General features: G+C 61.9%; 15 protein-coding genes. 2 read left to right on the top strand and 13 right to left on the bottom strand.

Translation table 11 applies throughout. The features are described from left to right. Window position 1 precedes the first annotated feature (1 nt). From ccmE to ccmA, 5 genes are all read right to left on the bottom strand, one after another. Entirely contained in the window at window positions 2–457 is a 456-nt protein-coding gene (gene ccmE, locus AC1RR7_RS27985) for a cytochrome c maturation protein CcmE (RefSeq protein WP_096822151.1), read from the bottom strand. Next, window positions 454–630, bottom strand: a complete 177-nt coding sequence (gene ccmD / locus AC1RR7_RS27980) for a heme exporter protein CcmD (RefSeq protein WP_008055370.1) — start codon at window positions 628–630, stop codon at window positions 454–456. Before ccmD ends, ccmE begins: the two co-directional genes overlap by 4 nt. Beyond that, window positions 627–1382, bottom strand: coding sequence for a heme ABC transporter permease (locus AC1RR7_RS27975; protein ID WP_096822152.1), 756 nt, complete (start codon window positions 1380–1382; stop codon window positions 627–629). The genes ccmD and AC1RR7_RS27975 overlap by 4 nt, the downstream gene beginning before the upstream one ends. 78 nt (window positions 1383–1460) lie before the next feature. Beyond that, window positions 1461–2129: a heme exporter protein CcmB gene (gene ccmB, locus AC1RR7_RS27970; protein ID WP_096822153.1), complete on the bottom strand. Its 669-nt coding sequence runs from the start codon at window positions 2127–2129 to the stop codon at window positions 1461–1463. Further along, the gene (gene ccmA, locus AC1RR7_RS27965; RefSeq protein WP_096822154.1) at window positions 2126–2761 is read right to left on the bottom strand and encodes a cytochrome c biogenesis heme-transporting ATPase CcmA; all 636 of its coding nucleotides are present in this window, start codon (window positions 2759–2761) and stop codon (window positions 2126–2128) included. Before ccmA ends, ccmB begins: the two co-directional genes overlap by 4 nt. Window positions 2762–2958: 197 nt before the next feature. Between ccmA and fliK the strand changes: the two genes are divergently transcribed. Both fliK and AC1RR7_RS27955 read left to right on the top strand, forming a co-directional pair. Continuing rightward, window positions 2959–4536: a flagellar hook-length control protein FliK gene (fliK, locus tag AC1RR7_RS27960; protein WP_493158825.1), complete on the top strand. Its 1578-nt coding sequence runs from the start codon at window positions 2959–2961 to the stop codon at window positions 4534–4536. Beyond that, entirely contained in the window at window positions 4533–4862 is a 330-nt protein-coding gene (locus tag AC1RR7_RS27955) for an EscU/YscU/HrcU family type III secretion system export apparatus switch protein (protein ID WP_493158824.1), read from the top strand. The genes fliK and AC1RR7_RS27955 overlap by 4 nt, the downstream gene beginning before the upstream one ends. Window positions 4863–4926: 64 nt before the next feature. Here the strand turns inward: AC1RR7_RS27955 and AC1RR7_RS27950 are convergent, their stop codons facing one another. The 8 genes from AC1RR7_RS27950 to AC1RR7_RS27915 all read right to left on the bottom strand — a co-directional run bounded on the left by AC1RR7_RS27950 (window position 4927) and on the right by AC1RR7_RS27915 (window position 12786). Next, window positions 4927–5322 (bottom strand): DUF2802 domain-containing protein, encoded by a 396-nt coding sequence (locus AC1RR7_RS27950; RefSeq protein WP_102620347.1) that lies wholly within the window; start codon window positions 5320–5322, stop codon window positions 4927–4929. Continuing rightward, a complete protein-coding gene (locus AC1RR7_RS27945; RefSeq protein ID WP_007959223.1) occupies window positions 5323–5808 on the bottom strand; it encodes a chemotaxis protein CheW in 486 nt (161 codons plus the stop codon). Between the two features lie 84 nt (window positions 5809–5892). Then, window positions 5893–6858 (bottom strand): CheW domain-containing protein, encoded by a 966-nt coding sequence (locus AC1RR7_RS27940; RefSeq protein ID WP_493158823.1) that lies wholly within the window; start codon window positions 6856–6858, stop codon window positions 5893–5895. A gap of 2 nt (window positions 6859–6860) precedes the next feature. Continuing rightward, a complete protein-coding gene (locus AC1RR7_RS27935; protein ID WP_085710493.1) occupies window positions 6861–7649 on the bottom strand; it encodes a ParA family protein in 789 nt (262 codons plus the stop codon). Between the two features lie 43 nt (window positions 7650–7692). Next, window positions 7693–8583, bottom strand: coding sequence for a flagellar motor protein MotD (gene motD, locus AC1RR7_RS27930; protein WP_096822160.1), 891 nt, complete (start codon window positions 8581–8583; stop codon window positions 7693–7695). A 12-nt stretch (window positions 8584–8595) separates the two neighbouring features. Beyond that, complete coding sequence (locus AC1RR7_RS27925; RefSeq protein ID WP_096822161.1) at window positions 8596–9336, bottom strand: flagellar motor protein; 741 nt, start codon at window positions 9334–9336, stop codon at window positions 8596–8598. After that, complete coding sequence (locus AC1RR7_RS27920) at window positions 9336–10466, bottom strand: protein-glutamate methylesterase/protein-glutamine glutaminase (protein ID WP_192560100.1); 1131 nt, start codon at window positions 10464–10466, stop codon at window positions 9336–9338. Before AC1RR7_RS27920 ends, AC1RR7_RS27925 begins: the two co-directional genes overlap by 1 nt. A 49-nt stretch (window positions 10467–10515) precedes the next feature. Continuing rightward, window positions 10516–12786 carry a chemotaxis protein CheA gene (locus AC1RR7_RS27915; protein ID WP_493072023.1) on the bottom strand — a complete coding sequence of 757 codons (2271 nt, stop codon included), beginning with the start codon at window positions 12784–12786 and terminating at the stop codon, window positions 10516–10518. Window positions 12787–12832 lie beyond the last annotated feature (46 nt).

Below are 12832 nucleotides of genomic sequence, written 5' to 3'. Positions count from 1 at the left end.
ATCAACCCTCCTTCGCAGGGGTTGGCGCGGATTGACCGCTGTCCTTCAGTGCTTTGGTCACTTCCGGCGGCATGTATTTCTCGTCGTGCTTGGCCAGCACTTCATCGGCGACCACGACGCCGTCGGCGTTGAGCTTGCCCAGTGCGACGATGCCCTGCCCTTCGCGGAACAGGTCCGGCAGGATTCCACGGTAGGTGATGGTCACGGACTTGTTGAAGTCAGTGACCACGAATTTGACGTCCAGGGAGTCCGAGGAGCGCTGCAGCGAACCTTTCTCGACCATGCCGCCGGCGCGGATGCGGGTGTCCTGCGGCGCTTCGCCGTTGGCGATCTGGGTCGGGGTATAAAACAGATTGATGTTCTGCTGCAGGGCGCTCAGGGCCAGGCCGACGGCAGCGCCGACCCCGACCAGAATCGCCAGAATGATGATCAGACGCTTTTTTCGCAGCGGATTCACTTGCCGTTCTCCCGGCGCAGACGACGCGCCTCTTGTTGCAGATACCGCTTGCGGGCCAGGATCGGCGCCGCCACGTTGAGGGCCAGCACTGCCAGGCAGATGCCGTAGGCCGACCAGACATACAGGCCATGATGACCCATGGCGAGGAAGTCGCCGAATGACGCGAAACTCATCGAGCGGCCTCCAGGCTGTTCTGCACTTCTTCTTTCACCCAACTGGCGCGGGCCTCGCGCTTGAGCACTTCAAGGCGCATGCGCAGCAACAGCACGGCGCCGAAGAAACAGTAGAAACCCAGCACCGTCAGCAGCAACGGCAGCCACATTTCGGCGGGCATCGCCGGTTTTTCGGTGAGGGTGAAAGTCGCGCCCTGGTGCAGGGTGTTCCACCACTCCACCGAGTATTTGATGATCGGGATGTTGATCACGCCGACGATGGCCAGCACCGCGCAGGCCTTGGCGGCGCTGTCGCGATTGCTGATGGCGTTGCCCAGGGCGATCACGCCGAAATACAGGAACAGCAGAATCAGCATCGAGGTCAGCCGCGCGTCCCAGACCCACCACGAACCCCAGGTCGGTTTGCCCCAGATCGCCCCGGTGACCAGCGCCACGGCGGTCATCCACGCGCCGATCGGTGCGGCGCATTGCAGGGCGACGTCGGCCAGTTTCATCTTCCACACCAGCCCGACCACACCGCACACCGCCAGCATCACGTAGATCGACTGAGCGAGCATCGCAGCGGGTACGTGGATGTAGATGATGCGAAAGCTGTTGCCTTGCTGATAGTCCGGCGGCGCGAAGGCCAGGCCCCAGACGACGCCAACGGTGATCAGCAACAACGCGGCAATGCTCAACCACGGCAACAGCCTGCTGCTGATGCCATAGAACCACTTGGGCGAGCCGAGCTTGTGAAACCAGGTCCAGTTCATACTGTTTCCATCACGGGTGCCGCTCATCGGTGTGAGCAGTCTCAGGGTCTTTGCTGGTTAAATTTTAACCAGACCTCATTATTCGCCGACGCTGATCTTCAGGCCAGCAGCTATTGCAAAGGGTGTCAGGGTTATCGCCAGGGCGGTCAGGCTGCCAAGCCACAACAGATAACCCATCGCCGGCATGCCTTGCAGTGCCGCCTGCAAGGCGCCACTGCCGAGGATCAACACCGGGATGTACAACGGCAGAATCAGCAGCGCCAGTAACAGGCCACCGCGTTTCAGACCGACCGTCAGCGCCGCGCCCACCGCGCCGAGCAAGCTCAGCACCGGTGTACCCAGCAACAACGAAAGCAGCAATACCGGCAGACACGCAGCCGGCAACCCGAGCATCAACGCCAGTAACGGCGAGAGCAAAACCAGTGCCAGCCCGGAAAAAAGCCAGTGTGCCAGCACCTTGGCCAATACCAGAAGTGGCAGGGGGTGCGGCGAAAGGACCCACTGTTCAAGGGATCCGTCTTCGAAATCACTGCGGAAAAGCCCGTCCAGCGAGAGCAGGACCGACAAGAGAGCCGCCACCCAGACTAACCCCGGGGACAAGTTTTGCAATACTTGAGTTTCCGGTCCGACGGCCAGCGGGAACAACGCGATGACGATGGCGAAGAAAATCAGCGGATTGGCCAGCTCCGCCGGGCGGCGGAACAGCAGTCGGGATTCACGGGCAACCAGCAGGCCGAACACACTCATACCGCCCAATTCCCCAGATCGATGTCGCGATAACCGGCCGGCATCCGGCTCAGCGTGTGGTGGGTGGTCAACACCACCAGACCGCCCTGCTCGCAGTGATTGGCCAGGTGTTCTTCGAGTTGCGCCACGCCCTGCTTGTCCAGCGCGGTGAACGGTTCATCGAGAATCCACAGCGGCGGGCTGTCGAGGTAAAGGCGCGCCAACGCCACGCGGCGTTGCTGACCGGCGGACAGGCTATGACAGGGAACATCTTCGAAACCGCGCAATCCAACCGCCGCCAGTGCCTGCCAGATCGCGTCGCGTTCGGCAGGTTGATGCAGGGCGCAGAGCCAGGCGAGGTTTTCTTCCGGGGTGAGCAGGTCCTTGATGCCGGCGGCATGGCCGATCCACAGCAGGTTGCGCGCCAGTTCGCTGCGTTGCTCGCTCAGCGGTTTGCCGTTGAGCAGCACCTGACCGTCGGTCGGTTGCATCAGTCCGGACAGCAAACGCAAGAGACTGGTCTTGCCGCTGCCGTTGGGACCGCTGATCTGCACCATATCGCCACTGGCCAGTCTCAATTCGAGATTTTCGAAGAGCAGCCTGAGATCGCGCTCACACGCGAGGCCAACGGTTTGCAGGACAGGACTGGTCAAGGGTTCACGGGCCTTATACGGTTCAAGTCGGCTCTGGGGCGGCCGTTAAAGAGTTGCAGCATAAATGCAATGACGGCTCAATCCAGAGAGCTGCGTCAAACAATTGCTATGTTTTTTGAACGAACGGAAAGACGGGCGGCATTATACATGGCGTCTCTCCCTCTCCCGAGCGCATTTTCCTCAGGTTGTGTCCGCGTATGACAGGCGAAATGAACATCCTCCCGCTCCCGCAACCCACACCGGCGAACTCACGTTTGCAGGTCAGCGGTGAGCTGCTCAAGCTGTTGACGCCGATGGATGGACTGATTGCCGCCGGCCAGAGCGCCAAGGCCGAGGTGTTGTCGCTCAAGCCTGCGGACCAGGCCTTTCAGGTGCTGCTCAAGGTCACCCTCGACAGCGGCCGTCAGACCACCGTGCAGGCGACCAGCCCCCTGCCGCTGCCGCAAGGCACCAACCTGGCCGTCACCCAGCCGTCGGCGGGCAATCTGGCGGTCACCGTGCAACAGGCCATCGCCACGGCTGTCGCCACCCTAACCCGCATCGATACCGCGCAATTGCCGGTAGGCACGCTGCTGCAAGGCAAAGTGCTGACGAATCAGGCCTTGCCGCAGGTGCCGGGGCAGCCGACGGTGTTCCGCTCGACGGTCAGCCTGCTCAACACGGTATTGACCGGCAGCACCCTGAGCCTCGACAGCCCGCAACCGTTACGCATCGGCACCCTGCTGTCGGCGCTGGTACAGGATTCCCAGACCCTGAAATTCCTGCCGCTGAGCAATCGCCAGGAACAATTGGCGGTCAGTCAGCAACTGGTCAGCCAGCAGAGCCGCCAGGGCTCGCTGGACGGTTTGCTGAAAATGCTCCAGAGCCTGCCGCCCGCCGACGATCAGACCTCCAGTGATCTGCGCGCCGCCGTGGACCGGCTGCTGGCCAATCTGCCGGACGTCGAGCAACTGACCACGCCCAAAGGCCTGGCCCAGGCACTGCTCAACAGCGGCGCGTTTCTTGAAGCCAAACTGTTGACCGGGCAAAACCCGACGCTGACCCCGGACATGAAAGCCGATCTGCTCAAGCTGATCGCGCAACTCACCCCCGGCCTGCCCGGCAATACCAATCTGAACGCCATCATCGCCGCCAACACCCTGGCCCAGGCGATGCCGAGCTTCGTGCGCAATGCCCTCGGCATGCTCGGTCAGGTCAGCGCCAAACCGGTGCCGAGCAGCTTCCCGTTGCCGGACCGGCTGCTGCAAAGCCTGGAAGGTGAAGGTGATCTGGAACATCTGCTGCGCCTGGCGGCCGCCGCTGTCTCGCGCCTGCAAAGCCATCAGCTGTCGAGCCTGGAACAGACCGGCGTGACCGACGACGGTCGACTGCTCAGCACCTGGCAACTGGAAATCCCGATGCGCAATATGCAGGACATCGTGCCGTTGCAGGTCAAGTTCCAACGCGAGGAAGCTCCGCAGCAAGAGCAACAGAACGATCGCCGTGACAGCGAACGCGAAACCAAGCAACAACTGTGGCGCGTCGATCTGGCCTTCGACATGGAACCGCTGGGGCCGATGCAGATTCAGGCGCAACTGATCAGTGGCAGCCTGTCGAGTCAGCTCTGGGCCGAGCGGCCGTTCACGGCAAGCCTGATCGAAAACAACCTGAGCGCCCTGCGCCAGCGCCTGCTGGATTCGGGCCTCAACGTCGGCGATCTCGACTGCCACCTCGGCACCCCGCCGCAAGGCAACCAAACCCGTCTCGAACACCGCTGGGTCGACGAAACCGCATGAACGATTCCACTGCTCCACGCCAGGCCATCGCCCTCAAATACGATGGCAGCCACGCCCCGACCCTCACCGCCAAGGGCGACGAAGAGCTGGCCGAAGAAATCCTGCGGATTGCCCGCGACTATGAAGTGCCGATCTACGAGAACGCCGAGCTGGTGAAGTTGCTGGCGCGAATGGAGCTGGGCGACAGCATTCCGCAGGAGCTGTACCTCACGATTGCCGAGATCATCGCGTTTGCCTGGAACCTCAAGGGCAAGTTCCCGGCGGGACAGGACCCGAATTCACCGAAGGTCGAGAAAGACGTCACCGAGCGCGGCGACGATTACTGAAGGCAAAAAAAATCGCAGTCATCGATGACTGCGATTTTTCGTTTTGACTTGCCGCGTGAAGCGCTTAGCTGCTTCTGTGCAACTTGCGCATCAACTCCGCCTCAGCCTGGGTCAACCCGCAGGACTGCGTCAGCTCATCGACACTCGCGCCCATCCCGACCAGTTTCGCCGCTTGAGCGAATGACAGGCTGGAAGGATCGCGCTGTTCGAGCTGGGCGAGTTTGTCCGGAATCGGGCCGACGACCGCGCGCAGTTCGTGCAGGGCTTCGCCCATGCGCACGTTGCCGTTCTGGTAATCGTCGACACGCTTGGCCAGGTCCTTGATGCGCTGATCACGCAGCGCATCGCCCTGGGCCTGTTGCGCAGCGATCACGCGCTGCGCCTTGATGTACGCCAGAAACATCGCCAGCGTGCCTGCCCAGAACAGGAACAGGACAATGACCGCTACCTCGAGAATCAATCAGATATTCTCCAGTTCCGACCATTCTTCTTCGCTCATCATCTTGTCCAGCTCGACCAGGATCAGCAACTCGTTGTTCTTGTTGCACACGCCCTGGATGAACTTGGCCGACTCTTCGTTACCGACGTTCGGTGCGGTCTCGATTTCCGACTGACGCAGGTAAACCACTTCAGCGACGCTGTCGACCATGATGCCCACAACCTGCTTGTCGGCTTCGATGATGACGATACGGGTGTTGTCGCTGATCTCGCCGCTCATCAGGCCGAAGCGCTGACGGGTGTCGATCACGGTCACCACGTTGCCGCGCAGGTTGATGATGCCCAGCACGTAGCTTGGCGCACCCGGAACCGGCGCGATTTCGGTGTAGCGCAGGACTTCCTGAACGCGCATCACGTTGATGCCGTAGGTTTCATTGTCCAGCTTGAAGGTTACCCATTGCAGGATCGGATCTTCGGAACCCTTTGCCGCCGTCGCCTTGTCGTTCATACCCTAGCCCCTCGAAATACCGCAATGGCGGTGTGTGTCTCGTGTGCCGGCATTGCATGCCGGTGCGTGTCTGTTATGTAAGTGTCATGTCGGTTTGTGGTTCGGCTTACTGCCGGACATGTGCTTTGCCCCACCGCTGGCGATCAACTCGGCCAGAGCGGAGACATCGAGCAAGGCGCACATGTGTTCAATCACCGTGCCCGCGAGCCATGGCCGCTGACCTCGGTGAGTCCTCCATTTGATTTCATTCGGATCCAGACGCAACGAGCGACTGACCTGATGCACCGCCAGCCCCCACTCGTAACCTTGTACCGAAATCACGTACTGCAGGCCCTGACGGAAGTCATCGCGATAGCGATCCGGCATGACCCAGCGTGCGGTGTCCAGCACCTTCAGGTTCCCCGCCTGGCTTGGCAGGATGCCGAGGAACCATTCCGGCTGACCGAACAGCGGCGTCAACTCATGGCCGGCCAGCGAATAGATCGAGCCGAGGCACACCAGCGGCACCGCCAGGGTCAGCCCGGCGACATCGAACAACAGGCATTCGAACGCTTCCGACGCCCAGGCCGGGCGACCATCAGTCTCTACCGGTGGCGGTGTATTGCTCGGTGGCAGATGCACTTCCACTAGCGGCGCAACCAATGCCTGCTCGACGACCTGCTCGACCGGCGCAACGACTGGCACCGGCGCGGGCGGCTCCACCGGGGCCGGCTCGGGTTGCGCTTGCAGAAGCTGGGTTTGCAGCAGCGGCGCGAGGGTCGACACCACACGCACCGGCTCGGGTTCCTTGATCAGCGGTGCCGGCGCTTTGGCCACCACAGCGGCGGGTGCTGCAACCGGAGTAGCAGGCCTGGCGGCTTTCTGCGCATCGCGGGCCTGTTCTTCAAGCACCGCGGCCTGGAACTCATCGAGCTCGGCGGTGCTTTCAACCACCTCGACAGGCGCTTCGATTTCCTGCGGGATCTCTTCCGTCACATCCTCCAGCAAGCTGTCCAGATAGGACTGCAAAGCCAGTTGCGGACGCGAAGTCAGTTTGATCGGCCGATTCATGCTCAGGCCACCTGCGGAACGAGTTGTTGCGCCAGCAGATGCTTGAGCAGCGCGCGGTAGGCCAGCACGCCACGGCTCTTGCCGTCGAATTGCGAAGGCGTGACACCGGCACGGCTGGCGTCGCGCAGACGGGTATCGACCGGGATGTAACCCTGCCAGATCTCTTCGGGAAATTTGTCGCGCAGCACGCGCAAGGTGCCCATCGACGCCTGGGTGCGGCGGTCGAACAAGGTCGGCACGATGCTGAACGGCAGCGCCTGTTTGCGCGAGCGGTTGATCATCGCCAGGGTGTTGACCATGCGCTCCAGACCTTTGACGGCCAGGTGCTCGGTCTGCACCGGGATCACTAGTTGCTGGCTCGCGGCCAGTGCGTTGACCATCAGCACGCCGAGCAACGGCGGGCTGTCGATGATTGCGTAATCGAAGTCCTGCCACAGCTGCGCCAGACTCTTGGCGATCACCAGGCCCAGGCCACTCTGCCCCGGCGACTGGCGCTCGAGGGTGGCCAGCGCGGTGCTGGACGGCAGCAGGGAAATGCGTTCATCGCTGGTCGACAGCAGCAACTGGCCCGGCAGGCCTTGCGGCACACTGCCCTTGTGCAGGAACAGGTCGTAGTTGCTGTGTTCCAGGCTGTCGGGGTCGTAACCGAAATAGCTGGTCATCGAGCCGTGCGGGTCGAGATCGACCACGACCACGCGTTTGCCCGCCTCTGCCAGCAAACCGGCTAAAGCGATGGAAGAAGTGGTTTTACCAACACCACCCTTTTGATTGGCGACTGCCCAGACTCTCATTCGGATTGTTCCTCCCGGCCGAGATGCTCGGCCGAGACATGGCTCAGCGTATTAATGCGGGCGACGGAGAATTGACGGCACTCTCGCGTCCCGGCGTCTTGACCGGGGTCGGTGCAGTTTGTGTGCCAGCACGCTTCAACGCGGCATCCGGTTGCGCATTGGCGGTTCCGGTGCCTGTGAGGCTGCGACGAACATCGAGATTGCGCGACACCACCAGCACCACGCGACGGTTCTTCGCCCGGCCTTCGGCCGTGGCGTTGTTGGCCACCGGCTGGAATTCGCCATAGCCCACCGAGGCCAGACGGCCAGGGTTGACGCCCTGCATCGCCAGCATCCGCACGATGCTCGCCGAACGCGCCGAGGACAGTTCCCAGTTGGTCGGGTACTGCGCGGTGCGGATCGGTTGATCGTCGGTGAAGCCTTCGACGTGGATCGGGTTGTCGAACGGTTTGAGGATCGCTGCAACCTTGTCGATGATGTTGAACGCGATGTCGCTCGGCATCGCATCACCGCTGCCGAACAACAGGCTGGAGTTGAGTTCGATCTCGACCCACAGCTCGTTGCCGCGCACGGTCATCTGGTTCGAGGAGATCAGGTCGCCGAACGCCGCGCTGATATCGTCGGCGATGCTTTTCAGCGGATCGCTGGCACCGGCGATACCGGCATCGACCTGTTCGGCGTCCTTGACCAGCGGCTTGGCCGGGGTCACGGTCTTCGGTCGCTCGTCGCCGATCGGGATCGGCTTGAGCGAGCGGTCGGAGTCGGTGAAGACCCCGATCAGCGCTTCGGAGATGACCTTGTACTTGCCTTCGTTGATCGACGAGATGGAGTACATCACCACGAAAAAAGCGAACAGCAAGGTGATGAAGTCGGCATAGGAAACCAGCCAGCGTTCATGGTTTACATGCTCTTCATGTTGGCGACGACGTGCCATGAGGTTAGTCCCTTAATCCATGAAGCCCTGAAGCTTCAACTCGATGGAGCGTGGGTTTTCACCTTCGGCGATCGACAAAATGCCTTCCAACAACATTTCGCGATAACGCGACTGCCGCAACGCGATTGACTTCAATTTGGCTGCCACCGGCAGCAGGATCAGGTTGGCACTGGCCACACCGTAGATGGTGGCAACGAACGCCACGGCGATGCCGCTGCCCAGTTGCGTCGGATCGGCCAGGTTGCCCATCACGTGGATCAGGCCCATCACCGCACCGATGATACCGATGGTCGGCGCGTAGCCGCCCATGCTTTCAAAGACCTTGGCGGCCTCGATGTCGCGGGCTTCCTGAGTGTAGAAATCCACTTCGAGGATGCTGCGGATCGCTTCCGGCTCGGCGCCGTCGACCAGCAGTTGCAGGCCTTTGCGCGAGTAGGCATCAGGCTCGGCATCCGCCACGCCTTCCAGACCCAGCAGGCCTTCCTTGCGGGCGGTGAGACTCCAGTTGACCACGCGGTCGATGCCGCCAGCCAGATCGACACGCGGCGGAAAGAAAATCCAGGCGAGGATCTGCATGGCGCGCTTGAACGCGCTCATCGGAGATTGCAGCAGCGCGGCACCGATGGTGCCGCCCAGCACGATCAGCGCCGCCGGGCCGTTGGCCAGCGCGCCGAGGTGGCCGCCTTCAAGGTAGTTGCCGCCGATGATGGCGACAAACGCCATGATGATCCCGATAAGGCTTAGAACATCCATCAGATACACGCCTCGACGATGTGCTTGCCGATATCGTCCAGGCCGTACACCGCATCCGCGAGGTCAGCTTTGACGATGGCCATCGGCATGCCGTAGATCACGCAGCTGGCTTCATCCTGGGCCCAGACCGTGCTGCCGCCCTGTTTGAGCAGGCGTGCGCCTTCGCGGCCGTCGGCGCCCATGCCGGTCAATACGACCGCCAGAACTTTGTCGTTGTAGGACTTCGCCGCGGAACCGAAAGTGATGTCCACGCAAGGCTTGTAGTTCAGACGCTCGTCGCCCGGCAGGATTTTCACCGCGCCACGGCCGTCGATCATCATCTGCTTGCCACCCGGCGCCAGCAGCGCCAGGCCCGGACGCAGGATGTCGCCATCCTCGGCTTCCTTGACGCTGATGCGGCAGAGCTTGTCCAGACGCTCGGCGAACGCCTTGGTGAAGGCTGCCGGCATGTGCTGGATCAGCACGATCGGCGCCGGGAAGTTGGCCGGCAACTGGGTCAGAACCCGTTGCAGGGCAACCGGGCCGCCAGTCGACGTGCCGATAGCCACCAGTTTGTAGGCTTTGCGTTTCGGCGCTGCCGACGAAGTGCTGGCCGCCGGAGCGCGAGCCGGTGCAGGCGCAGGTGCCGGACGAGCCGGAGCACTGTGGCTGCCAAAGCTCGACGGCGCCGCTGCCGGAGTCGGCGCAGGCGCAGCGGCAGGCGCCGGCGCACTGTAGGCACTGAAACGACGGTTACTGCGCGAGATGCTGTGCACCTTCTCGCACAGCAGTTGCTTGACCTTCTCCGGATTGCGGGAGATGTCTTCGAAATTCTTCGGCAGGAAATCCACCGCACCGGCATCCAGCGCATCCAGGGTTACCCGGGCGCCTTCATGGGTCAGCGAGGAGAACATCAACACCGGGGTCGGGCAGCGCTGCATGATGTGCCGCACTGCCGTGATGCCGTCCATCATCGGCATCTCGTAGTCCATGGTGATCACGTCCGGCTTGAGGGCCAGGGCCTGATCGATCGCCTCTTTACCGTTGGTTGCCGTACCGACAACCTGGATGCTCGGATCCGCTGAAAGAATTTCCGAGACGCGGCGGCGGAAAAAACCCGAATCGTCCACCACCAGGACTTTGACTGCCATAAACACTCCATTAGGTGCTGCGGGACGTTGTCGCCCCGCCGCCCCGGATTCAAATACGCCGTGCGGCGTAACGCTTGAGCATGCTTGGAACATCGAGAATCAGCGCAATGCGGCCGTCACCGGTAATGGTGGCGCCGGACATGCCCGGGGTTCCCTGCAGCATTTTGCCCAATGGCTTGATGACCACTTCTTCCTGGCCGACCAGTTGATCGACGACGAAGCCGATCCGCTGAGTGCCCACCGAAAGGATCACCACATGGCCTTCACGCTGCTCTTCGTGAGCCGCGGAGCTGACCAGCCAGCGCTTGAGGTAGAACAATGGCAGCGCCTTGTCCCGCACGATCACCACTTCCTGGCCGTCCACCACGTTGGTGGTCGACAGGTCGAGGTGGAAGATTTCGTTGACGTTCACCAGCGGGAACGCGAACGCCTGGTTGCCGAGCATCACCATCAGGGTCGGCATGATCGCGAGCGTCAGCGGCACCTTGATGACGATTTTCGAGCCGGCGCCCTTGGTCGAGTAGATGTTGATCGAACCGTTGAGCTGGGAAATCTTGGTCTTCACCACGTCCATGCCGACACCACGGCCGGACACGTCGGAGATCTCGGTCTTGGTCGAGAAACCCGGGGCGAAAATCAGGTTGTAGCACTCGGTGTCGCTCAGGCGATCGGCGGCATCCTTGTCCATCACACCGCGTTTCACGGCGATGGCACGCAGGACGTTCGGGTCCATGCCTTTGCCGTCATCGGAAATCGACAGCAGGATATGGTCGCCTTCCTGCTCGGCGGCCAGGATCACCTTGCCGCCACGGGCCTTGCCCGAGGCTTCGCGCTCTTCCGGCGACTCGATACCGTGGTCGACCGCGTTGCGCACCAAGTGGACCAGCGGGTCGGCCAGAGCCTCGACGAGGTTCTTGTCGAGGTCGGTCTCTTCGCCCACCAGTTCCAGGTTGATCTCTTTCTTGAGCTGACGCGCCAGATCGCGAACCAGACGCGGGAAGCGGCCGAAGACTTTCTTGATCGGCTGCATCCGGGTCTTCATTACCGCGGTCTGCAAGTCGGCGGTGACCACGTCGAGGTTCGACACGGCCTTCTGCATCGATTCGTCGCCGCTGTTCAGGCCCAGGCGCACCAGACGGTTACGCACCAGTACCAGCTCGCCGACCATGTTCATGATTTCGTCGAGACGTGCGGTGTCCACACGAACGGTGGTTTCGGCTTCGCTCGCCGGTTTTTCCGGTGGCGGAGTCGCCGGCGCACGGGCCGGAGCCGGTGCAGCAGCGGCGGCTGGCTTGGCCGGTTCGGCTTTAGGCTCAGGCGCTTTTGCAGCAGGTTTTGCCGCAGCGGCCGGGGCCTTGGCGGCAGGTGCTGCAACAGCAGAAGCATTGCCGGCCGTCACCACGGCACCGGTGGCGACGTCAGTGAACTTGCCTTTGCCATGCAGATCGTCGAGCAGCGATTCGAACTCATGGTCGCTGATCAGATCGCTACCGGCCGCAGCCGCTGCCGGAGCAGCAGATGCAGGCACCGACGCAATCGCCGATTCCAGCGCATCGACGGCAAAGTTGCCCTTGCCGTGCAACTGATCGAGCAAGGCTTCGAATTCGTCGTCGGTGATGTCGGAGCTGTCGCCCGCCGCCGGAGCAGCCGGTGCAGCGGCTGTCGGTGCCACGGCGTCGGCCGCGAACTGGCCCTTGCCGTGCAACTGGTCGAGCAGCGACTCGAATTCGGCGTCGGTGATTTCATCACTGGCTGCCTCATCGGAAGCAGGCGCAGCGGCAGCCGCCGGGGCTTCAGCTTCGGCCTTGACGGCGTTCAGCGAGTCCAGCAACTGTTCAAATTCGTTATCGGTGATATCGCCCGAATCGCCTTCGACGACCAGTTCTTCGATCATCTCGGCAACAGGCGAAGCCGGGGCTTCATCCGCCGATTGCGGTTCAGCCAGACGCGCCAGGGCGGCCAGCAGTTCCGGGGTTGCGGCAGTAATCGGGCTGCGATCGCGGACTTCGCTGAACATGCTGTTCACCGCGTCCAGCGCTTCGAGCACCACGTCCATCAGTTCTGCATCTACGCGACGCTCACCCTTGCGCAGGATGTCGAACACGTTTTCGGCGATGTGACAGCACTCCACCAGCTCATTGAGCTGAAGGAAGCCGGCGCCCCCTTTTACAGTGTGGAAACCGCGAAAAATTGCGTTGAGCAGATCTGCGTCATCCGGACGGCTTTCCAGCTCGACCAGTTGTTCGGACAGTTGCTCAAGAATCTCGCCGGCCTCAACCAGGAAATCCTGAAGGATCTCTTCATCGGCGCCGAAGCTCATTAGGGGGTGCTCCTACAGGTCTAAAAACCCAAAAAACCTATAATTC

The sequence above is a fragment of the Pseudomonas sp. GW821-FHT11G12 genome, from assembly GCF_058808055.1.
This window is presented reverse-complemented; position numbering and strand designations above follow the sequence as displayed.